At 69.4% G+C, this 22,354-nt stretch carries 15 protein-coding genes and 2 pseudogenes; 7 read left to right on the top strand and 10 right to left on the bottom strand.

The window, feature by feature from the left end:
• Nucleotides 1–85: 85 nt before the first annotated feature.
• Nucleotides 86–844 (bottom strand): sulfite exporter TauE/SafE family protein, encoded by a 759-nt coding sequence (locus ACWF9G_RS18925; RefSeq protein ID WP_379307938.1) that lies wholly within the window; start codon nt 842–844, stop codon nt 86–88.
• A gap of 275 nt (nt 845–1,119) precedes the next feature.
• Between ACWF9G_RS18925 and leuA the strand changes: the two genes are divergently transcribed.
• Nucleotides 1,120–2,919, top strand: coding sequence for a 2-isopropylmalate synthase (leuA, locus tag ACWF9G_RS18920; protein WP_379307939.1), 1,800 nt, complete (start codon nt 1,120–1,122; stop codon nt 2,917–2,919).
• A gap of 349 nt (nt 2,920–3,268) precedes the next feature.
• Nucleotides 3,269–4,945 (top strand): AAA family ATPase, encoded by a 1,677-nt coding sequence (locus ACWF9G_RS18915; RefSeq protein ID WP_452516695.1) that lies wholly within the window; start codon nt 3,269–3,271, stop codon nt 4,943–4,945.
• 80 nt (nt 4,946–5,025) lie between these two features.
• Here ACWF9G_RS18915 and ACWF9G_RS18910 read toward each other — a convergent pair whose 3' ends face one another.
• The gene (locus tag ACWF9G_RS18910; protein ID WP_452516688.1) at nt 5,026–5,925 is read right to left on the bottom strand and encodes a LysR family transcriptional regulator; all 900 of its coding nucleotides are present in this window, start codon (nt 5,923–5,925) and stop codon (nt 5,026–5,028) included.
• A 71-nt stretch (nt 5,926–5,996) separates the two neighbouring features.
• Here ACWF9G_RS18910 and ACWF9G_RS18905 point away from each other — a divergent pair, with 71 nt between their 5' ends.
• From ACWF9G_RS18905 to ACWF9G_RS18885, 5 genes are all read left to right on the top strand, one after another.
• Nucleotides 5,997–6,917 (top strand): EamA family transporter, encoded by a 921-nt coding sequence (locus ACWF9G_RS18905; RefSeq protein WP_452516686.1) that lies wholly within the window; start codon nt 5,997–5,999, stop codon nt 6,915–6,917.
• Nucleotides 6,918–7,105: 188 nt separating this feature from the next.
• A complete protein-coding gene (locus tag ACWF9G_RS18900) occupies nt 7,106–8,863 on the top strand; it encodes a hydroxysqualene dehydroxylase (RefSeq protein ID WP_452516684.1) in 1,758 nt (585 codons plus the stop codon).
• Between the two features lie 99 nt (nt 8,864–8,962).
• The gene (locus ACWF9G_RS18895; protein ID WP_379307943.1) at nt 8,963–9,589 is read left to right on the top strand and encodes a hypothetical protein; all 627 of its coding nucleotides are present in this window, start codon (nt 8,963–8,965) and stop codon (nt 9,587–9,589) included.
• Nucleotides 9,590–9,764: 175 nt separating this feature from the next.
• Nucleotides 9,765–11,000: a MurT ligase domain-containing protein gene (locus ACWF9G_RS18890; protein ID WP_379037327.1), complete on the top strand. Its 1,236-nt coding sequence runs from the start codon at nt 9,765–9,767 to the stop codon at nt 10,998–11,000.
• The gene (locus ACWF9G_RS18885) at nt 10,997–11,713 is read left to right on the top strand and encodes a type 1 glutamine amidotransferase (RefSeq protein ID WP_379307945.1); all 717 of its coding nucleotides are present in this window, start codon (nt 10,997–10,999) and stop codon (nt 11,711–11,713) included. The genes ACWF9G_RS18890 and ACWF9G_RS18885 overlap by 4 nt, the downstream gene beginning before the upstream one ends.
• A gap of 76 nt (nt 11,714–11,789) precedes the next feature.
• Here ACWF9G_RS18885 and ACWF9G_RS18880 read toward each other — a convergent pair whose 3' ends face one another.
• The 8 genes and pseudogenes from ACWF9G_RS18880 to ACWF9G_RS18845 form a co-directional block, all read right to left on the bottom strand.
• Nucleotides 11,790–12,164, bottom strand: coding sequence for a type II toxin-antitoxin system VapC family toxin (locus tag ACWF9G_RS18880; protein WP_379307946.1), 375 nt, complete (start codon nt 12,162–12,164; stop codon nt 11,790–11,792).
• A complete protein-coding gene (locus tag ACWF9G_RS18875; RefSeq protein ID WP_379307947.1) occupies nt 12,161–12,412 on the bottom strand; it encodes a type II toxin-antitoxin system Phd/YefM family antitoxin in 252 nt (83 codons plus the stop codon). Before ACWF9G_RS18875 ends, ACWF9G_RS18880 begins: the two co-directional genes overlap by 4 nt.
• 60 nt (nt 12,413–12,472) lie before the next feature.
• The gene (locus ACWF9G_RS18870; RefSeq protein WP_379307948.1) at nt 12,473–13,357 is read right to left on the bottom strand and encodes a bile acid:sodium symporter family protein; all 885 of its coding nucleotides are present in this window, start codon (nt 13,355–13,357) and stop codon (nt 12,473–12,475) included.
• 103 nt (nt 13,358–13,460) lie between these two features.
• Complete coding sequence (locus ACWF9G_RS18865; protein ID WP_452516679.1) at nt 13,461–14,528, bottom strand: zinc-binding metallopeptidase family protein; 1,068 nt, start codon at nt 14,526–14,528, stop codon at nt 13,461–13,463.
• 4 nt (nt 14,529–14,532) lie between these two features.
• Entirely contained in the window at nt 14,533–15,429 is an 897-nt protein-coding gene (locus tag ACWF9G_RS18860) for a transglutaminase family protein (RefSeq protein WP_452516677.1), read from the bottom strand.
• Nucleotides 15,426–18,419 (bottom strand): circularly permuted type 2 ATP-grasp protein, encoded by a 2,994-nt coding sequence (locus tag ACWF9G_RS18855; RefSeq protein ID WP_452516675.1) that lies wholly within the window; start codon nt 18,417–18,419, stop codon nt 15,426–15,428. Before ACWF9G_RS18855 ends, ACWF9G_RS18860 begins: the two co-directional genes overlap by 4 nt.
• A gap of 27 nt (nt 18,420–18,446) precedes the next feature.
• A pseudogene (locus ACWF9G_RS18850) lies at nt 18,447–20,516 on the bottom strand (transglutaminase family protein); the annotation flags it as partial.
• 360 nt (nt 20,517–20,876) lie between these two features.
• Nucleotides 20,877–22,148, bottom strand: a pseudogene (locus ACWF9G_RS18845) (transglutaminase family protein); the annotation flags it as partial.
• Between the last annotated feature and the right edge of the window lie 206 nt (nt 22,149–22,354).

Below are 22,354 nucleotides of genomic sequence, written 5' to 3'. Positions count from 1 at the left end.
GTGCGTAGGCGACGAAGGAGCAAGCACCGGTGCCTGATCGGCGGGACAGGAGGGGCCGCGACTCGAGCGCGCCAGCGCTCCAGGATTACAGCAGGCGGACGACCGCGATGGTGCCGACGATGACGATCACCGCGCGCAGCACGTTCGGCGACAGCTTGCGGCCGACCCTCGCGCCCAGCTGACCGCCGATGATCGAGCCGACCGCGATCAGCGCGACGGCCTGCCAGTTCACCTCGGCGATGAAAATGAAGATGATCGCGGACACCGCGTTGACGATCAGGGCGAGCACGTTCTTCACGCCGTTGAGCCGCTGGATGTCCTCGTGCACGAACACGCCGAGCAAGCCAAGCAGCAGCACGCCCTGCGCGGCGCCGAAATATCCGCCGTAGATGCCGGTACCGAACACCGCGACCAGCAGGATCGGCCCGCCGTGCTCGGGCGCCGCTGCACCCTCCGCCCTGCGCGCCTTCACCCAGGCCGCCAGGCGCGGCTGGACGATCACCAGGATCAGCGCGGCGATGATCAGGACCGGGACGATCGCCTTGAAGGCCTCGGCGGGCATGGTGAGCAGCAGGATCGCGCCGGTGATGCCGCCGAGCAGCGAGGCGGTGCCCAGCTGCAGCAGCCGCGACCGCTGCCCTTCCAGTTCGCGCCGGTAGCCGATGACCCCGCTGATCGAGCCGGGGACAAGGCCGATCGTGTTGGAGACGTTCGCCGTGACCGGCGGCACACCGAAGGCCAGCAGCGCGGGGAAGGTGATGAGGGTGCCGGATCCGACGATCGTATTGATGCCACCCGCGGCGATACCCGCCGCGAAAATGGCCACTTGCTGCAACCAGGTCATCCGAGTTCCTTAGTGCCGTCTCGTCGGACGCGATGTCCGTACAAGCGTGCGAATCGCTGCAAACGGTACCGGCTGTAAGCTACCGCCCGGTTTCTTCCCCAGGCCGCGTACCAGCGAAGCAAGGCACACGGTAAGCTAGCTGGATCATGCAGCGGGCACTTCTTCTCGGCCGCCGCGACGGGTTCTGATACGGACCGGCTCCCGTCGCGGGGTTCCAACGCGCCGGTCAACCCGCTCCCACCAGGGAATCAACCACACCCCACGGAGAAACTTGCATGTCCTCGGCTGACGCATTCGTATCCGCTTCGCGCACCATCACGGCCCCCGGTAAACCCGCTCCGGCCGACCAGCCCGCCTGGAACAACCAGAAGAACTCGTCGATGCCGTCGTTCCGGTACCGGCCCTACGCCGAAGAGGTCGAGCCCATCTCGGTGCCCGACCGCACCTGGCCCGACAAGATCATCGACCGCGCGCCCGCGTGGTGCGCCGTCGACCTGCGCGACGGCAACCAGGCCCTCATCGACCCGATGAGCCCGGCCCGCAAGCGCCGCATGTTCGACCTGCTGGTCCGGATGGGTTACAAGGAGATCGAGGTCGGCTTCCCGGCCGCGAGCCAGACCGATTTCGATTTCGTCCGCGAGATCATCGAAGACGGCGCCATCCCCGCCGACGTCACCATCCAGGTGCTGACCCAGTGCCGCCCCGAACTGATCGAGCGCACCTTCGAGGCGTGCAACGGCGCACCGAACGTGATCGTGCACTTCTACAACTCCACCTCGATCCTGCAGCGTCGCGTGGTCTTCCGCGCCGAGCGCGACGCGGTGAAGAAGATCGCCACCGACGCCGCCGCGCTGTGCCTGGAGATCGAGAAGCGCTACCCCGACACCGCGTGGCGCTACGAGTACAGCCCGGAGTCCTACACCGGCACCGAGCTGGACTACGCGCTCGAGGTTTGCGACGCGGTCTCCGAGATCATCGCGCCGACCCCCGCGAAGCCGCTGATCATCAACCTGCCCGCGACCGTCGAGATGGCGACGCCGAACGTCTACGCCGACTCGATCGAGTGGATGCACCGCAACCTGGCCCGCCGCGACTCCATCGTGCTGTCGCTGCACCCGCACAACGACCGCGGCACCGCCGTGGCCGCCGCGGAGCTGGGCTACCAGGCAGGCGCCGACCGCATCGAGGGCTGCCTGTTCGGCAACGGCGAGCGCACCGGCAATGTCTGCCTGGTGACCCTGGGCATGAACATGTTCTCCCGCGGCATCGACCCGCAGATCAACTTCTCCGACATCGACGAGATCCGCCGCACGGTCGAGTACTGCAACCAGCTGTCCGTTGCCGAGCGTCACCCGTACGGCGGCGACCTGGTCTACACCGCGTTCTCCGGCAGCCACCAGGACGCCATCAACAAGGGCCTCGACGCGATGAAGGCCGCCGCCGACGCGCAGGACGCCGACGTGGCCGACATCGTCTGGGAGGTCCCGTACCTGCCGATCGACCCGAAGGATGTCGGCCGCACCTACGAGGCCGTCATCCGGGTGAACTCGCAGTCCGGCAAGGGTGGCGTCGCCTACATCATGAAGACCGATCACGGCCTGGTGCTGCCGCGCAGGCTGCAGATCGAGTTCTCGCAGGCGATCCAGGCGATCACCGACGGCGAGGGCGGCGAGGTGACGCCCAAGGAGATGTGGGACGTCTTCGCCACCGAGTACCTGAACCCGATCCTGCCGCTCGAGCGGATCAAGCAGACCGTGACCGCGGCCGAGACCGACGGCGGCGTCGACTCGATCGTGGCGACCGTGAAGGTCGACGGCGCCGAGCAGGAGATCAGCGGTTCCGGCAACGGCCCGCTGGCCGCCTTCGTCGACGCGATCGCGACGGTCGGCTTCGACGTGCGGGTGCTCGACTACAGCGAGCACGCCATGTCCGCCGGTGACGACGCCCAGGCCGCGGCCTACGTCGAGGTCGCGATCGGCGACAAGGTCGTGTGGGGTGTCGGTATCGCCACCTCGATCACCACCGCCTCGCTGCGCGCGGTCGTCTCGGCCGTCAACCGCGCCACGGCTCGCTAGTTTCTCGCTACGAAGGCCGGGTCTCCACAGGGTGGGGATCCGGCCTTCGTCGGCTGTGGATAACTCGAGCCCTGTGGACAACTCTGGTCCGACCGGATCTGCTTCGCCGCGAATCCCCCGGCTGAGCTGGGCTCATGGCTGTTCGCAGCCGCCGTCGGGCCCGGCCGCCCCCGACGCGCGAAGATTGGCCCCGTGCTAGCGTTTTGGTGCACATTCAGCGCCGAGCTTCCTGCTCGTTCAGCGAGCAAGTGGGGGAACTGTGACCAACAACGACCATAATCCGACCTCTCCGCCCTGGCTGCAGAGTCCGTCGGCAGAGACGGCCGACGCTGCGTCCGGTCCCGCCGGCGTGCAAACGGTGGCCGACGACGACATCGAACCCGCCGAGACTCCCGCCGAGCAGGCAGGCGAGGCCGCCGAACCGCAGCCCGCCGAGGCCGGCGCCGAACCGCATGTCGGACTCGCCGAGCAGACTGTTTTCCACCCCGGTGGTTTCGTGCCGGGCCCCTTCGCCCAGAGCGGGTATCCGGGCGCGCCTGATCCGTATCAGAGCGGTGGCGCGCATCCCCTGGCGCACGCGCCGGAGCAGCAGCCGTGGCAGGGTCAGCCCGGTCCTGGCGGTCCCGAGCAGCAGCCCTGGCTGGGTCAGCCCGCACCCGAGCAGCCCTACCCCGGCCCGCACGCGACCGGCGAGCAGCCGTATCCCGGCGTGCCTGGCCCGTACCCCGGCGCCCCCGAACAGCCGCAGTACCCCGGTGCCGAGCAGCCGCAGTTCCCCGGTCAGGAGCAGGTCGCACCGCAGGGACCGCAGTCCGAGCCCATCTACAGCTGGGCCCCTCCGCCGCCACCGGCGTACCAGCCGCCGATGCAGGGCGGGATGGCCCCCGGTCAGATGCCCGGTCAGCCGGGTCAATTCCCCGGGCAGCCGGGTCAGCCGGGTCCGCTGGTGCCCCCGCCCGGTCAGCAGTGGCAGGGCGGAGCGCCCCAGCAGCATCAGCCGTTCCAGCCGCAGCATGTGCCCGCGCCGGGCCAGCCCGGTCATTCGGTCAACGACCTGAACCTGCTCAAGCGCGCCCGCAAGGCGCCGCGCAGCGGGTGGCGGCGAGCCGTGCACAAGGCCTCCGGTGGTGTGATCAACCCCGGCGAGTCGGCGGCCGACATCGTGCACCGCGATCTGGGCGAGCGGGTCAACCAGCCCGTCCGCGGTGACTACCGGATCGCGATCCTCTCGCTCAAGGGCGGCGTCGGCAAGACCACCACCACGGTCGGTCTCGGCTCCACCTTCGCCACGCAGCGTGGTGACCGCGTCATCGCCATCGACGCCAATCCCGACCTGGGCACCCTCGCCCACCGGGTGCCGCGCCAGACCCGGTCGACGGTGCGCAACCTGCTCGAAGACCAGAACATCACCCGGTACTCGGATGTCCGCGCGCACACCTCGCAGGCCCCGAGCCGCCTGGAAGTGCTTGCCTCCGAGCAGGATCCGGCCGTGTCGGAAGCCTTCAGCGAGGCTGATTACCGCAAGGCGATCGGCATCCTGCAGTCGTTCTACAACATCATCCTCACCGACTGCGGCACCGGTCTGATGCACTCGGCGATGTCCGGTGTCCTCGACATGGCGAGCTCGCTGGTGCTGGTCACCTCCCCCGCGATCGACGGCGCGCGCAGCGCCTCGGCGACGCTGGACTGGCTCGATCACCACGGCTACAGCAAGCTCGTCGAGCGCACGGTCGTCGTCGTGAACGCCTCGCGCCGTGGCGCGTCGACGGTCGACCTCGACCAGCTGCGCAAGCTGTTCCTCGACCGCACCCGCGCCGTGCAGATCGTCCCGTTCGACGATCACCTGGCCGAGGGCGCCGAGATCGACCTCGAGCTGGTCAGCAAGCCCACCCGGCGCGCGCTGCTCGAGCTGGCCGCCATGGTCGCCGACGACTTCGGCTACCACGGCCAGCAGCAGGGTCAGCAGTTCCCGCCGCAGGGTCAGCCGTACCAGGGACAGCCGCAGTACCAGCCGGGCCAATTCTGAAATAGCCGACCGCACACGCCTGCCGAGGTGGATGCCGCACCTGGCAGGGGTGACGGCCGGTGCCGGTCCGCGCGGCTACGTCAGCTCGCGCTGACCTCGCGCGCCGCGGACTCGAACGCATCGAGCACCGCGGCGATGGCGGGGCGCCGGTGCGCCTGGGGGCGGGTGACGAGGTCGTACACCCGCGCCGCCCGCACACCCGACAACCGCAGCACCGACAGCGCGGGATGCGCGACCGCGAAGCGCGGCATCAGCGCGACGCCGTATCCCGAGGCCACGAGCGTTTCGATCACCCGGAACTCGTTGAGTCGCTGCGCGATCCGCGGGCGAACGCCGGTGATGGTCGCGATGGATTCGAGTACGTCGTCGACGGGGAATCCGCCGCGCACGCTCACCCACGTCTCCTCGGCCAGCTCTTCCGGCCGCACCGAACTCCGGCCTGCCAGCGGGTGGGTCGGCGCGACGACGACGTCGATCGGTTCCCGCATCAGCACCCGCGCCGCGAGCCGCGGCCCGGCGGGCGACGGCGCGCGCTCGTCACGATGGGTGAGCACGATGTCGTAGTCGGCCAGCAGTTTCGCCGCTTCCGACGGCGGCAGATCCTCGTCACCCGCGACGATCTCGACACCGCTGCCCGCGAGCACGGTCAGCACGGGCGGCAGCAGCAGCGCAGCACCGGACGGGAACGACGCCACCCTGACCTGCCCGCGCGGTGAGCCGCGATAGTGCGCCATCTCGGCGGTGGCCCGTTCCATCGCCGCGAGGACATCGTCGGCGCGCAGGACCAAGGCCTGTCCGGCATCGGTGAGCCGTACCCGCCGACCATCGGGTTCGAGCAGCGCGACCCCGGCTTCCCTGGCCAGCACCTTCAACTGCTGCGAGACCGCCGACGGCGTCATCGACAACGCCTCGGCGACGGCGGCGACCGTGCCGCGGTCGGCCAGCTCCCGCAGAATCCGCAGCCTGTCGATCGAAAACATGAAGTAAATCTACTTCATTCATCCACTTTTATTCGATTGTCCTGATGCTTTGCGCACCGCACGATGAGGGCGTGACCTCCCGTGACCGCCTGCTCGGACTGACCGTCGTCGTGCTCTGGGGCCTGAACTTCCTGGCCATCCGGATCGGCCTCGACCACTTCCCGCCCTTCTTCTTCGCCGCGCTGCGATTCGCCGTCATCGCGCTTCCGGTGCTCGTGTTCATCCCGCGTCCCGCCGTGCGCACCCGCTGGCTGCTGCTCTACGGCACCGGATTCGGCATCCTGCAGTTCGCCTTCCTGTTCACCGCGATGCGCGCTGGCATGCCGACCGGGCTGGCCTCGCTGGTGCTGCAGTCCTCGGCGCCGTTCACCGTGGTGCTCGGCGCGGTCCTGCTGCGCGAGCGGCTGCGCCCGGTGCAGGTCGCCGGGCTCGCGGTCGCCGTGCTCGGCATGGTCGTCATCGGCGCCGATCGGCTGGCCGATGCCACGCTGCTCCCGGTGCTGCTGACCTTGGCGGGTGGATTGGGCTGGGCGTTCGGCAACATCGGCGCGCGTCAGGCAGGTGCGGATTCGCCCGGGTTCGATCCACTGCACCTGACGCTGTGGATGTCGGTGGTTCCCGTCCTGCCGCTGCTGGCGCTGTCGATGACTGTCGAGGGGCCTGGCACCGGCGTCCGCGCGCTCGGCGCGGCAGTCTCGCAGACCGACGGCCTGCCCGCGCTGGCCGCGCTCGCCTATATCGCCATCCTCGCGACGGTGTGCGGATCCGGCCTGTGGACATATCTGATGAGTCGCTACCCGGCGGGCACGGTGGCGCCGTTGTCGCTGCTCGTGCCGGTTGTCGGCATCGCGGCGGCCTGGGTGGTGTTCGACGAGGAGCCGTCGGCGGCCGCCCTGATCGGCGGGGTGATCGTCATCGCGGGCGCGTTCGCCGCGACGACCACCCGGCGGACGCCGGACCCCGTGCCCGACCGGAGCCTGGTCCAGGTCTAACGTCCAATTCAGCGCACGATCACCGAGGCGGTGGCTAGCATGTGACCGATCGCGCGATGCGTTTCCGCGCGACCGGTCGGTTTTGAGCTCGGGCGAACGACGCACAGGTCACAACAGCCAGGTCTTCGCCGCGCTCTACAGTGATAGCAAATCGCAGGCAATACTCGAACAAGGCAGCTGAACAGCATATGGCGGAACAGCGGTTGCCCGTATCGCGGAGAACCTTTCTTCGCGGCACGGTCGCAGCGGGGGTGGTATCGGCGGGGGCCGTGGCGGGAGCCGGTGTTGGGCTCGGCGCACCCCCCGGCCGCCGGGTCGCCGTCCTCGGCGGCGGTGTCGCCGGGCTGACCGCGGCCCATGAGCTGGCCGAACGCGGTTTCGAGGTCACCGTCTACGAGGCGAGGGCCTTCGGCGGCAAGGCCCGCAGCATCCCCGTGCCAGGCACCGGGCGCGACGGCAGGCCTGATCTGCCCGGTGAGCACGGCTTCCGCTTCTTCCCCGGCTTCTATCAGAACCTGCCCGACACCCTGCGCCGGATTCCGGTCGCAGGCAATCCCGACGGCGTGTGGAACAACCTGATCACCGTGCCGGAGGCCAGGTTCTCCCGCCGCGACACCGACGACATCCTGCTCACCCTGCCCGACGGCTTCGCCGCACCGACGACGAATCCCGACGCCATCAGGGAGACGCTGGCCGCTACCATCTCGACGCTGTCGAAGATGCCGCCACCGGAGGCCGCGTTCTTCGCCAACCGGCTGCTGGTGTTCAACAGCAGTTGCGACGCGCGCCGCTTCGGCCAGTGGGAGCACACCTCCTGGCACGACTTCGTGCGCGGCCACCAGCGCTCGCACGAGTTCCGCGCGATCGTCTCGCGCTCGCTCACCAGCATCATGGTCGCGGCCAAGGAGAATCTGGCCAGCACCCGCACCATCGGCAGCATGGGCGAGCAGTTCCTCGGCAACCCGCTCGGCCTCGGCAACGACGGCGGCCTGGACCGGGTGCTGAACAACGCGACCAATATCGCCTGGATCGACCCGTGGGTCGACCATCTGCGCGGGCTCGGCGTCCGCTTCGAACTCGGCGCCCGGGTCGAGGAACTCGTGGTGCGCGACAAGCGCATCGGCGCGGCGCGGATCACCGATTCCGCAGGCGCCCGCACCGTCGAGGCCGACTATTTCGTCGCCGCGATGCCGGTGGAGCAGGTCAGGAAACTCTGGTCGCCTCAGGTACTCGAGCTGGCGCCGGAACTGGCGGCGACCGAGCGCCTGTTCGTCGACTGGATGAACGGCATCCAGATCTATTTCCGTACGCCGCTGCGTATTTCGCGCGGGCACGCGGCGTTCGTCGATTCACCGTGGTCGCTCACCTCGATCAGCCAGAACCAGCTGTGGACGCGCAAGCTGCCGTCGTTCGGCGACGGCACGGTGGCCGATTGCCTGTCCGTCGACATCTCCGACTGGAATTCCCCGGGCATCCTGTACGGCAAGCCCGCCGTGGAATGCACGCACGAGGAGATCTTCCGGGAGGTCTGGGCCCAGCTCAGCGCCCATCTGAACGACCGCGAACAACTGCTGCGGCCCGCCGACGTCCATTCCTGGTTTCTCGATCCGGGAATCACCTGGCAGGGCGCCAGGAACGCGAATGCCGATCCGTTGCTCATCAACACCGCGGGCTCGTGGGACGCGCGGCCCGAAGCACACGGCTCGATCGAGAACCTTTTTCTCGCAGGCGATTACGTGCGCACCGATATCGACCTGGCGACAATGGAGGGCGCGAACGAGTCCGCGCGCGCCGCGGTCAACGCGCTGCTCGACGTCGCGGGGTCATCGGCCCAGCGCTGCCGCACTTTCCGGCTGCGCCGCACCCCCGAACTCGAGCCGCTGCGGGTGATCGACGCCGACCGCTATGCCAGGGGAATTCCCAATATGTTCGACGTCGATATGTGATCTGTCATGACGACCAGAACGCGCGTTGCTTCTGCGCCCGGTTAGGCCGACAATAGCCACCGTCGGTGGCGAATCACGGTGTTAGCGGGGGGATTTCTGGTGAATCTGCGTGGATGGCGTGCGCTCGGGCCGATCGCCGTATCGGCGGCCGCTCTGGCCGGCTGTGGACCGGTCGGCCCGCCCGGCATCAACTTCGGCGGGGCGGCGCCCGCGACCACAGCCATCACCGCGACCCTGCCCGCGACCGACGCCAATTGGCCCGACGCCTGCGCGGTGCTCACCGATGCCGAGATCACCGCGATCCTGCCGCAGGCCACGAATCTCACCCGCACACCGCAAACCGTGCAGCTCGTCGGCGAGACGGTGCGCAATATCGCCCAGGGCGGCTGCCTGTTCACCTTCGATCTGCCCGACCTCCCCGATTCCTCGGACAACGCCAAGATCACGGTGACGTTCTCCTCGGTGGGCGAGGAAGCCGCCGTCGCCGCCCACTACGCCGACATGAAGCGCTTCACCGGCGACCCGGTGGCACCGGAGTGGGGCGCCACCGAATGCACCTACGGCAAGATCATCGAATCCACGGTCGCCTGTTACCGGGGCAACTTCGCGTTCTCGGTCAGCGGCGACTCCACGGTCGGCGGCCTGGACAACCCCGCGCGCTTCCAGATCTGGCGCGACGAGGTCAGCGCCGAAGTGGTCCGCACCCTCGTCGCGAGGATGGGCTGACAGAGCTCCCGCTCGTCGGGCAAGCGGTCCGGCTCACGTCTCCGGCGAGGATGGGCTGACAGAGCTCCCGCTCGTCGGGCAAGCGGTCCGGCTCACGTCTCCGGCCAGGATGGGCTGACAGAGCTCACACCGCTCCCGCACGCGGCCCGCGACGTCGCGCACATAGACTCGCGGCGTGGCAGACATCTCGGTGCGTGGGCGCCTGGCTTTGCGAGCGGCGGCGGCAGCGTCGTGGGCTTCGCAGAAGGCGGGCCGCGGCAAGGGTTCGATGATCGGCGGCCTGATCGCCTTGAAGATCGACCCGACGATCATGACGCAGCTCGGGCGCGGCAGGCGGACGGTGCTGATTACCGGCACCAACGGCAAGTCGACCACCACCAGGATGACCACCGCGGCGCTAGGCACGCTCGGCCAGGTCGCCACCCAGGCCGACGGCGCCAACATGGACGCGGGCATCGTCGCGGCGCTGAGCGTGCACCAGGGTGTGCCGCTGGCCGCGATCGAGGTCGACGAGCTGCACCTGCCGCACGTCAGCGACGCGCTCGACCCGGCGGCCGTTGTCCTGCTGAACCTGAGCCGCGACCAGCTCGACCGGGTCGGCGAGATCAACATGATCGAGCGCAAGCTGCGTGCCGGGCTGGCCCGTCATCCCGACACCGTCGTCATCGCCAACTGCGACGACGTGCTGGTGGCCTCCATCGCCTACGACCACCCCAAGGTCGTGTGGGTGTCGGCGGGCAGCGGCTGGGCCGTCGACGCGACGAGTTGTCCGCGCAGTGGCGAGCCGATCGTCTGGGAGGGCGAGAACTGGCGCTCGACCGGCGCCGATTTCCATCGCCCGCAGCCGGATTGGTGGCTCGAGGGCGAAGACCTGTGCGGTCCCGACGGTTTCCGCGCTCCCCTGCACCTGGCGCTGCCAGGTCGCGCCAACCGCGGCAATGCGGCGCAGGCGGTCGCCGCGGCAGTGGCGATGGGCGCCGAGGCGACCAAGGCGACCGACGCCACCGGCACCGTGCGCGAGATCGCGGGCCGCTACCGCACCGTCACCGTCGGCGAGCACGACGCGCGGCTGCTGCTGGCCAAGAACCCCGCGGGCTGGCAGGAAGCGCTGTCGATGATCGAGCCGACCTCGGCCGGCCTGGTGATCGCGGTCAACGGGCAGGTGCCCGACGGCGAGGACCTGTCCTGGCTGTGGGACGTGCGGTTCGAGCACTTCGAAGGCGTGCAGGTCGTGGCGGCCGGCGAACGCGCCACCGACCTCGCGGTGCGCCTGACCTACGCCGGCGTCGAGCACACCCTCGTGCCCGACCCGCTGCGCGCCATCGCCTCCTGCCCGGCCGGGCACGTCGAGGTGCTGGCCAACTACACCGCGTTCCGCGATCTCAACCGTGACCTGGAGGCACGCGCATGAGCGAGTCGACCATCCGCATCGGACTGGTTCTGCCCGACGTGATGGGCACCTACGGCGACGGCGGCAACGCGCTCGTCCTGCGCCAGCGGCTGCGCATGCGCGGCTACGACGCCGAGATCGTCGAGATCACCCTCGCCGACCCGGTGCCGGACTCGTTCGACATCTACACCCTCGGCGGCGCCGAGGACTCCGCCCAGCGCCTGGCCACCCGGCACCTGCAGAAGTACCCCGGCCTGCAGCAGGCCGCCGCCAAGGGCGCTCCCGTCCTCGCCATCTGCGCCGCCATCCAGGTGCTCGGCAACTGGTACGAGACCTCGGCGGGCGAAAAGGTCGACGGCGTCAGCCTCTTCGACGTCACCACCTCCCCCCAGGCCACCCGCGCGATCGGCGAAGTCACCACCACCCCCGTCCTCGACGGCCTCTCCGCCCCACTGACCGGCTTCGAGAACCACCGCGGCGGCACCAGCCTCGGCCCCGACGCCGCCCCCCTCGCCAAGGTCACCCGAGGCGTCGGCAACGGCGTCGGCGACGGCACCGAAGGCGTAGTCCAAGGCTCGGTCATCGGCACCTACCTCCACGGCCCCGCCCTCGCCCGCAACCCCGAACTGGCCGACCTCCTCATCGCCCGAGCCCTCGGCATCTCCCCCGCCGACCTCGCCCCCCTCGACCTCCCCGAGGTAGACCGCCTCCGCCGCGAACGCCTCCGCGCCTAAGAGACGCAGTCGCGACAGCGTTCCTTAGTCTTTCGCGCATGGCCGGAGCGAAGGCGGAGGTACGCCTAGCGGATCGTCAGCACGGTAGCGAAACTACGTCGTACCGAAGGCAGTACGGATCCCGGGTGACGAGCGTCAGCTCCTCACACCGGGCCTGCGCCACCAGAATCCGATCGAACGGATCGCGGTGGAGCAGCGGAAGCCGGGCCGCTTCGATCGTGTGCCTGGCATCGATCGGTAGCGGCAGGAACCCGCTCCCGACCACCCGTTCAGGCAAGTCGGCCGGACCGGCCAGCTTTCCCGACGCCTGCTTCATCGCGATCTCCCAGACCGAGGCCGAGCTGACGTAGACGTCGGGATCGTGGTCGAGCCGTCCGCGAAGCTCGGCGTCCAGGGTGGGATCGTCGGTGAGCCACCACAGGATGACGTGGGTGTCCAGCAGCAGGCTCATGCGTCGAAGTCGCGGGCGATTTCGGCATTGGTCTCGGGCGAGTCCCAGCCCGGCGGCAACTCGAGCCGACCGCGTAGCGAGCCACGGCCGGTCCGATTGACCCGGCGAGTCAACGGCACCACCTTGGCGACCGGAGTTCCGGCACGACTGATCACGATTTCCTCCCCCTGCTCCACCCGCTCGATGATGCGTGACAGGTTCGTCTTCGCGTCGTGAATGTTGAATTGCTCCGCCGCGTTCCCTGCCATGACGCCTCCTTAGCTAAGAGGTTAGTCCGGTGGTGCGCACCTGTCTACGCGCCGGTGGACTCACTCGGCCGTGGCGACCGCCACCCGTGGCTGTTTGCGGGTGATGAGGAAACCGAAGACGGCGGCCGTCGGGAACATCAGGATGCCGTAGATCGCCGCGGGCACGGCCATCTCGGTGCTGTCCAGAACGCTCAGCGCGATGGTGATGGCGATCGTGCTGTTGTGGACGCCGACCTCCATCGAGCAGGCGATGGACTGGCGACCCGTCGCGCCGAGCAGCCGCGGCACGAAGAACCCGATGGTCAGGCTGATCACGCAGAACAGCACGGTGATCGCGCTGATCCGGGGGAAATGCCGAGAGAAATCCTCGGATTCGGCGGTCAGCGAGCCGACGATCACCAGCAGCAGGATGACTGCCGAGCCGATCCGCACCGGGCGGTCCATCCGTTCGGCGAACGCGGGCGCCCAGCGGCGCACCAGCATGCCGATGCCCACCGGGACGAGCACGATGGCGAACACCTGGACCACCTTGCCGAACTGCAGCCCGACCGACTCGCCGGTCTCGGCCGGGTCGAAGTAGCCGATCGCGAAGTTGGTCACCAGCGGGACCGTGACGACGGCGATGACGGAGTTGACCGCGGTCAGCGACACGTTGAGCGCGACGTCCCCGCGGAACAGATGGCTGAACAGGTTCGCCGTCGTCCCGCCCGGCGACGCGGCGAGCAGCATCATGCCGACCGCAAGGAGCGGTTGCAGATCGAACAGCAGCACCAGCCCGAACGCGACGATCGGCAGCGCGATCAGCTGGCAGACCAGGGCGATGGCGGCGATCCGCGGGTTCTTCGCGATGCGCGCGAAATCGGCGGTGGTGAGCGACAGACCCAGTCCGAACATGACCACGGCAAGGGCCAGTGGCAATCCGACGGATATCAGCGGTGAGTTCATAGCCATCCTCATCGAGCAGCCCGGCGAACCCGGGTTTGAGACTCGTTCGTCTCAATGAGAGAGCGTAAACAGCTGTGACCTACATCGCAGTGAAATCACGGTATTACGCCACCACGGATTCCTCGGATGTCGCGTTGCTGCGCTCACACAGCTCGTGCACGAAGCGCATCTTCTCCAGGACATGATCGGGCAGGACGAACGGATAGAGATCGTCGTGTCCCATCGAGCGGTTGACCATGTTCAGCGACCAGGCCAGGGGCAACCACAGCTCGATGATCTTGTCGAAGCCGGCGCGCCCGACCTGCGGCCGATCCAGGGTGGCGCCCGCCGGGGCGATCCCGAAGGCGGCCGCGGTGTCGAGGGTGTCGCGGATGTGCAGGTAGTGGGCGAAGGTCTCGGCCCAGTCCTCGGCGGCGTGCATGGTGGCGTAGGACGACACGTAGTCGTCTTCCCAGCCGGGCGGCGCGCCCTGCGAATAATGCCGGTTCAGCGCCTCCTGGTAGTCGGCGAACGGATCACCGAACAGATCGCGGAACCGTTGCAGCGCTTCGTATCCGGTGACCAGCACGGTGAAGTAGTAGTGGCCGATCTCGTGCCGGAAGTGGCCGAGCAGGGTCCGGTAGGGCTCGTCCATCTCGATCCGCAGCTGCTCGCGGTGCGGGTCGCTCGCCTCGGCCAGGTCGAGGGTGACGACGCCGTCGATATGGCCGGTGCGCACGCCGTCGGTGCGGCTGGAGAGCAGGTCGAAGGCGAGGCCGTGCTGGGGATCGGCGTCCCGGCCGACGATCGGAAGCCCGAGTTCGACCAGCTCGAAGATCAACCGCCGCTTGGCCGCCTCGGCCTCGGCGAACGCGGCGAGGCCGTCGGCGTCGGCGTCGTTGGGCCGGGTGCGGGTGAGCGCGCACGACTCGCACAGCATCGGCCCTGCGGTGTCGCCGGATCGCGAAACCAGCCAATTGCATTGCGCGACATGCAGGTTGTCGCACAACCGGAACCGGTCCCCGCAGACGACGCCACCGGCGTGATCGATCGCCGCGTCGCCAGGCGGATAGCCGATCACCACCAGCGCCCGTTCCCGCAGGCTGAATCCGAGCGGGCTCGAGCACGACAGGCACACCGAATTCTCGAAAGCCAGCTGCTGTCCGCAATTCGGGCAGACGAAATCACGCAAGGGACTACACCTCCACCGGGGCTACATCGACCGAGACCGTGATCGTGGACTGTTTGGCGTCGGTGTAGATGATGCCACGCAGCGGCGGAACATCCTGGTAATCGCGCCCCCAGGCCACGGTCACGTAGCGCTCGTCGGCGAACTGATCGTTGGTGGGGTCGAAGGCGATCCAGCGGCCGGTGCGGTCGGTCTCGTCGGTGCCCGGCAGCCAGACAGCGGCCCACGCGTGCGTGGCGTCGACCCCGACCATGCGTTCCTTGCCCGGCGGTGGATCGGTGGCGAGGTACCCCGAGACGTAGCGCGCGGCCAGCCCCAGCGACCGCAGGCAGGCCGCGCCGATCCGGGCGAAGTCCTGGCAGACACCCTCGCGCGCGGCGAAGACGTCGGCGACGCTGGTGCTCACGGTCGTCGAGCCGGAGCGATACCGGAAATCCTCGTGGATGCGGGTGTTCAGCTCGGTGACCGCGCCCAGCAGCGGCCTGCCCGCCGGGAAACTCCGCGCGGCGTAGGCGGCGACCTCCGGGGTGATCTCGGGCGGCAACAGGTCGAGGGTGAACTCGACGGCCAGCGGACCGGTGGCGGCGCTCGGCCGTGCCCGCTCCCACGGCAGGTCGGCGCCCGGCATCGTCGACGGATGGTCGCCGTCGACGTCGACGAGCGATTCGCCGGTGACCTCGAGCCTCCGATGTTCCGATGTCACATGGAAATACGTCGTCGTATTGCCGTAGACATCGGTGCCGACGGATCGGTCCGACGGCACCGGGTCGATGTAGATGTCGTGCTCGAGCGGCCGCTGACCGCCGAATTCACGCGGGGTCAGATACGCGCGGCCATAGGAACTGGTGACCTCGTCGGAGTAGCTGTAGGTGGTGCGGTGCACCACCCGGTACCGCCTGCTCATCCGACCATCCTGGTGTTGCCCCACAGCGGCTGGATAGCCACCGGTACAGCGAGTTTGGTCGTCTCGAACGACTCCGACAGCTTGCGCAGCCGCAAGTGCACCCCCTCCAGCAATTCCACCAGCTCGGTGCGCACGCCGTCGGCGTCGGTGGTTTCCAGCTCGGCCGGGTCGATGCGGCGCAGCATGCGCTGGGCGTCGGCGAGCAACCGCTGTGACCTGGACGCGCCGGAACCTCCCGGCAGCGCCTGGAAATCGGCTTCGAGGCGGTCGAGCTGGTACACCAGCGATCGCGGGTTGCCCGCGTCGAACAGCAGCAGCCCGGCCAGCGCGGCGACATGCGCCGAACCACGGTGGCGGCGGCGGTAACTCACCGCGGACTCGGTGGCGACGAGCACCGAATCGGTGACCACCCGCTCCACCTCGGGCGGACTCGCCTGCGCCAGTGCGGCTTTGAGCAGCGAGGTCAGCGCGAGTCCGCGTTCGATCCGTTTGCCGATGTCCATGACATACCAGCCGGTGTCACGCACCAGCGATTCCGCGCCGATGCCGGAAAGGGACAGCAGCGCGGCCAGCGACAGCGAGTGCACCGAGGACAGCGCGGTCTCCTGTTCGGTACTGGCACTGCGGAATTCGGCCAGCGCGCGATCGACGGCGCCGACGATCATCCAGGTATCACCGGAGAGCTGGTCGCGCACGGCGCGCGCCGCCGAACCGTAGTGGTCGACGGCGTAGGACAGCGAGCCGGGCAGATGCCGGTCGCCGGTGAGCGTGGCCAGGTATTGGAAGCCCGCGGCGGAGGCGCCGGCGACGGCGCGGGGTTCCGCGCTGACCGGCTTGCCCGAAACCTTGGGGCGTGCGGTGGCTTTCACCTGATCCTGGCGCTCGCGATCGTCACGGTCATCCTCCGCGGACTCCGTGCCGCGCTCGGCCGCACTTCCCGTGGTGCGCAGGGCACGGGCCAGCGCACTCGTCCCCGCGCGCTCCCACGGCGAGGACTGCTCGTCATCGGAATCCGCCTCGGCAGACTCCGCACTGGTGATCTCCCCGTCCTTCGAGTTCGAGGACCGGCCCGGTGTGGCGGCGTCCGGCGCGCTGGAACTCGCCCCATCGCCGGCCTGTGGCTCCACCCTGACCAGCGCGCCGACAGGCCTGGTCACGTTGGGCAACACCGATTCCGGCGCGACCGTGCCCGTGGTCACCGACAACGCCCGCATCAGAATCGGCAACGCCTCGGCGCCGTCCAGCCAAGGCCGGTACCGGTAGTCCTGATAGACGTCGTGGGTCGCCGCGAGCAACCGGACCACCGCTTCGGCGCGTTCGCTGTAGCGGCCCATCCAGAACAGATCGTTGAGCACACGCGGCGAACTGATCGCCTCGACGACCGGCACGGCCCGGCGCAGCCGTTCCTCGTGCGGCGCGTCGGCGCCGACGGCGGGCGCGGTCGCAGGCGCGGCGCGCACCCAGACATCCTTGGCCGCCACCTTGATCACGCTGCGCGTCGGTTCCAGCCGCATCCGCTGCTGGCCGAGCCCACCCGACATGGCCGTATAGCCACCGCGCCGGGCCAGCGAGAACAACCGCATGCCGACCGGGGCAGGCGCGATCCCCGCCTCCCCTTCGACCGCGGGCGCGACCGAGAACTCGGCGGGTTCCTGCCCGACCCATTTCCACCGCTCGGCCTCGATCCGCGCGGCGAGTTCCGCGCGTTCGGCGGCGGCCAGGCTCGGCCCGAAGATCGTCGATCCGTCGACGGCGGAACGGATCACCAGGTCACCGAGGTTCGCGACGAGGTGCGCGCGCTCGGTGTCGTCGCCGCCCCAGTAGGCGGGCATCCCGTCGAGCTGCAGGTCGGTGCCGAGGACCGAGCGGGCGATCCGCGGCAGGAACGCGCTCAGCGCGGGCGATTCCAGCAGGCCGCTGCCGAGGGTGTTGACCACCGTGACAGCACCGCGGCGCAGGACCTCGACCAGCCCGACCACGCCGAGACGCGAATCGGGACGCAGGTCGAGCGGATCGGAGAACTCGGCGTCGACGCGGCGCAGCACCACGTCGACCCGTTCCAGACTGCCGAGCGAGCGCATCCACAGCGCGCCGTCGCGCACGACCAGATCGGCGCTCTCGACCAGCGGGAAGCCGAGCGTCTGCGCGAGATAGGCCTGGTCGAACGCGGTTTCGGAATGCGAGCCCGGGCTCAGCACGACGACGACCGGTTCCTCGCCGTCGGCCAGCTCGGGCGCGGCTTCCTCGAGCATCAGCCGCATGGCCCGCGCGAACGGGGTGAGCGGGCGCGGGCCCGCGTGCTCGAACGCCTCGGGGATGGCCGAGGCGACGACGCGGCGGTCGGCCAGCGCGTAGCCCGCGCCCGACGGCGCCTGCGCCCAGTCGGCCAGCACCCGGAACTGCCCGTCGCTCCAGCGACTGATGTCGCAGGCGTGCAGGAACAGCTGATGGGTGCCGGGGATGGTGATGCCGTGCGCGGCCCGCACATACCCGGTATTGCCGAACACGATCTCCGGCGGCAGCAGGCCGGAGGCGATCAGCCTGCGCGGGCCGTAGACATCGGTGAGCACCTCGTCGAGCACGAGCGAGCGTTGCACCAGACCGGTTTCCAGGCGGGTCCAGTCGTCTGCGGAGACCAGCAGCGGGATCGGGTCGAGCCGCCACGGCATGGGGGTCGGCGCGTCGTCGCCGAGCCCGACTTCGGTGTAGGTGACGCCGTCGTCCTCGATCTGTCTGCGGACCCGGTGATCGATCCGGCCGAGTCCGCTGATGCCCTGGTCGACGAAGTCGGCCGAGAGTTCCGACCACATCGACCGCACCCGGCCGCGTCCGTCGACCAGTTCGTCGTAGTAGCCCCGGGTCGGCCTGCCGCACTCGTCGTAGCGCGCCCCCGTCTTGCTCTCGGCCCGGTACCGCGCCAACTGCTCGGCGACCTGAGCGCGCACGCCCGGTGCCTTCCCGTCCCGTAGCGCCTCGTCGCGCTGAGTCACCGAGCCGACCTCGCTTCCTGTTGTCGCCTACCGGCCGTCGGCCCAGTCCCACACGGTGCGCGCGCGACGTAGATCCAGGATGCCCGGCGCACCGACATCGGTCGACCGCGCCGCGATCTTCGCACGGAGCTCGGCGGGATCCATCGGATTCACCGTATGCCCCGCCGCCTCGAAGCGACGGTTGCGGCGCGACTGCGCGGCCACCGCGTTGACGGGCGCGTCGTCGAAGGCGCGGCCGCCGGGATGGACGACGTGATATGTGCAGCCGCCGTGTGAGAGGCCGGTCGCGGCGTCGACCAGGTCGAACACCAGCGGCGCGTCCACCGTGATGGACGGATGCAGCGAGTTCGGCGGCTGCCAGGCGCGATAGCGCACGCCCGCCACCTGCACATCGGTCTTGTCGGTGGCCAGCAGTGGTACCGGCATGCCGTTGCAGGTCACCACGTAGCGGCCGCGGTCGGCGCCGACCACCCGCACCTGCAACCGCTCCACCGAGGAGTCGACATAGCGCGCCGTGCCCTGGCCGGTGGTCTGCTCACCGAGGGTCAGCCACGGTTCGATCGCGCCGCGCAGTTCCAGTTCGACGTCGCCGATCATCGCGGTCCCGATCCGCGGGAAACGGAATTCGGTGAACGGGTCGAGCCAGCTGGTGTCGAAGTCGATGCCGTGCGCGCGCAGATCGGCGGCGACCTCGGCGATATCGCTCATCAGGAAGTGCGGCAGCAGGTATCGGCCGTGCAGGTTGTCGCCGTGCCGCAACAGCGGCGCGCGGAAGGGCTCGTCCCAGAACATCGCGACCAAGCCGCGCACCAGCAGCGACTGCACCATCGCCATCTGGAAATGCGGCGGCATCTCGAAGCCGCGCAGTTCCAGCAGGCCGAGCCTGCCGCGCGCGGAATCGGGACTGTAGAGCTTGTCGATACAGAACTCGGCGCGGTGGGTGTTGCCGGTGAGATCGGTCAGCAGATGCCGCAGCGCGCGGTCGATATGCCAAGGGGCGGAACGGATTTCCGATGGCGTGCCTGCTGCTACCTGCGCGCCGGTCAATCGGGCGATCTCGGCGAAGGCGATCTCGAGTTCGTACAGCACGCCCGCGCGCCCCTCGTCGGCGCGCGGTGCCTGCGAGGTCGGGCCGACGAATCGGCCGGCGAACAGGTACGACAACGCCGGATGACGCTGCCAGTAGGTCAGCATCGACACCAGCAGATCGGGCCTGCGCAGCAGCGGCGAGCGCGCGGGCGAGACCCCGCCCAGGGTGATGTGGTTGCCGCCGCCGGTACCGCCGTGGGTGCCATCGACATCGAACGACTCGGTGCTAAGCCTGGCCAGCCTGGCTTGCTCGTAGAGGGTGCCGAGCACCACGGCCTGCTCGGCGAACGAGCTGGTCGGCATGATGTTCACCTCGATAACGCCAGGATCGGGCGTCACCGAGAAGGTGTGCAGCCGAGCGTCGTTCGGTGGCGCGTAACCCTCCAGCACCACCGGCTGACCGAGCGCGACCACGGCCTGCTCCACCTTGGCGATCAGGTCGAGGAAGTCGTCGAGCTCGCCGACCGGCGGCAGGAACACATGCAACCGCCCCGCCCGCACCTCGGCCACGAGCGCGGTGGTCGGGGTGAAGTCCGCCGGTTCGAGCACGGCGGGTGGTTCCGCGCGTGGCAGCCGCAGCGGACCCTGGAACAGTGGATCGGCTTCCGGGAGCGGCGGCGGGGTGTGCCAGGACACCGAGTCCAGCGGAAGCCGCAGTCCCGCGGGCGAATCGCCGTCGGTCAGAACGATTCGACCAGGACTATCGTCGCCGTCGCGACCGCGCCGCAGCTGCCAGTCGGCACTGGCCCAGCCCATACCGTCGTCCCTGCGGTGAATAGGCAGCACGTAAGCGGTCGGTTCGTTGACGGACTCGTCGAGACGGCCGAGCAGGGCTCGCCGGGCAGCGGGCGAATCCTCGGCCGGGTCGAGATCGGCCTCCGGCGGTTCGCCTACCGGTGCGGTGACGGTGGCGGCCAACCGTGCCAGTGGGTCCTCGAAGGCGGGGCGGACCTGGCTGTCGGGCAAGCCGAGCGTGCCGGCGACATGGGCGATCAGCGATCGAGCCGCAGCGACACCGGGACGCACCGAATTGCGCCGTGGCAGAACAGCGGTAGAGGTGGGGTGGCCTTCGACCGGTCGGGTCGCAGCAGCGTTGGGCTGCTGCGCCGCTGTGCTCTGTGCGCGGTCCCCAGCCAGGGCGAGTCCGCCCGGCGCCGTGTCGCGCCCCGGTGGGACGTCGCGACCGTTCGCTCCCGCAACCGGCGACCCGGCACCCGGTACAGCGCCACGTGCCCCGTCGCCGTCATCGTGCGACGCGGCATCGTTCACCGGCGCGCCGTCGCGGTCCTGTGCCGCACCATCTTCCGAATTACCGGCGGCGGCGTCGGACACCGGCGACGGCCCGGCGAGGTCGCCCGCGACCGGTGACCACGGGTCGGCGAGCAGGTCCTGCCTGGTCCACACCGGCTCACCATCCGCCCGCCAAGCGATGGCGATCTCCCAGCGCGGCAACGGTTCTCCGGGGTACCACTTGCCCTGGCGGTACTGCACCAATCCGGTCGGCGCGTAGATCGAGCGCAGGCGATCGGCCAGGTCGACGGCGCGTTCGCGTTTGTGCGGGCCATCGGCATCGGTGGTCCACTGGGCACTCATCTGATCGTCGATGGAGACGAACGTCGGTTCGCCGCCCATCGTCAGGCCAACGTCGGCGGCGGCCATCCGCTTGTCGACGGCCGCGCCGGACGCGGTGATCCGCTCCCACTGGGAATCGGTGTAGGGCAGGGTGACTCGCGGGTCCTCGTGCACCCGCCGCACCACATTGCTGAATTCGAGCGTGGCCTCGGTGATCCCCGTCGCGCCGGTGATCGGAGCGGCGGCGCCGGGGTGCGGGGTCGCGGCGAGCGGGATGTGTCCTTCGCCCGCGAACAGGCCGGAGGTGGGGTCCATGCCGATCCAGCCCGCGCCCGGCAGGTACACCTCGGTCCACGCGTGCAGGTCGGTGAAGTCGGCGCTCGGCCCGGACGGTCCGTCCAGCGCGGGCGTGTCCGCGGTCAGCTGCACCAGGTAGCCGGAGACGAAACGCGCCGCCAGGCCGAGTTCGCGCAGGATGGCGACGAGCAGCCACGCCGAATCACGGCAGGAACCGAGCCGGCGGCGCAGCGTGTCGTCGGGCGTCTGCACGCCCGGCTCCATCCGCACCGTGTAGTCGACGGTGTTGCGCAGGGCGTAGTTGAGTTCGACCAGGTAGTCGATGGAACGGATACGGCCCTGCGCGCGATGCACCCGCACCCAGTCGCGCAACAGCTCCCCCGGCCCCGATCCCGGCTCCGCCTCGTCGACCGGGCGCAGATACGGCTCCAGGTCGGCGGCCAGCGCCTCGGGATAGGCGAACGGGAAATGCTCGGCGTAGTCCTCGACGAAGAAGTCGAACGGGTTGACCACCTCGAGGTCGGCGATCAACCCCACGGTGATCGACAACTCCCGGGTCGGCTCCGGGAACAACAGCCGCGCAACGAAATTGCCGAACGCGTCCTGCTGCCAGTTCACATAGTGTCCGGGCGGTGACACCCGCAGCGAGTAGGCCTCGATCGGCGTCCGCGAATGCGGCGCGGGCCGTAGCCGCACCTCGTGCGGATGCACGTCGACGAGACGATCGAAGGAGTACGCGGTCCGGTGCTCGAGTGACACCTTGATGCCCATGCACCCAGTTGACCACACCCCACCCGTGCGCCGTGGCCTGACGAAACCGGAGTTTCCCGACGGGCACCGGGTCGAAACACACCGGAAATGGTATCGGCCCGCCCTCGATTCTGGACTGACCGGAGGGTGCGACGAAGGAGTGCCCGGAGGGAGGGAAGAATCGAGGTCACAGGGCCGATACCCGCGGCGCCAGCCGCCGATGTCAC

It is taken from the genome of Nocardia sp. NPDC055029, assembly GCF_053608525.1.
This window is presented reverse-complemented; position numbering and strand designations above follow the sequence as displayed.

Bases quoted from the DNA above. Each gene is read 5' to 3' on its own strand.
- ACWF9G_RS18925 (WP_379307938.1), bottom strand. From the start codon at position 844: ATGACCTGGTTGCAGCAAGTGGCCATTTTCGCGGCGGGTATCGCCGCG.
- leuA (WP_379307939.1), top strand. From the start codon at position 1,120: ATGTCCTCGGCTGACGCATTCGTATCCGCTTCGCGCACCATCACGGCC.
- ACWF9G_RS18910 (WP_452516688.1), bottom strand. From the start codon at position 5,925: ATGTTTTCGATCGACAGGCTGCGGATTCTGCGGGAGCTGGCCGACCGC.
- ACWF9G_RS18900 (WP_452516684.1), top strand. From the start codon at position 7,106: ATGGCGGAACAGCGGTTGCCCGTATCGCGGAGAACCTTTCTTCGCGGC.
- ACWF9G_RS18885 (WP_379307945.1), top strand. From the start codon at position 10,997: ATGAGCGAGTCGACCATCCGCATCGGACTGGTTCTGCCCGACGTGATG.
- ACWF9G_RS18880 (WP_379307946.1), bottom strand. From the start codon at position 12,164: ATGAGCCTGCTGCTGGACACCCACGTCATCCTGTGGTGGCTCACCGAC.
- ACWF9G_RS18875 (WP_379307947.1), bottom strand. From the start codon at position 12,412: ATGGCAGGGAACGCGGCGGAGCAATTCAACATTCACGACGCGAAGACG.
- ACWF9G_RS18870 (WP_379307948.1), bottom strand. From the start codon at position 13,357: ATGAACTCACCGCTGATATCCGTCGGATTGCCACTGGCCCTTGCCGTG.
- ACWF9G_RS18860 (WP_452516677.1), bottom strand. From the start codon at position 15,429: ATGAGCAGGCGGTACCGGGTGGTGCACCGCACCACCTACAGCTACTCC.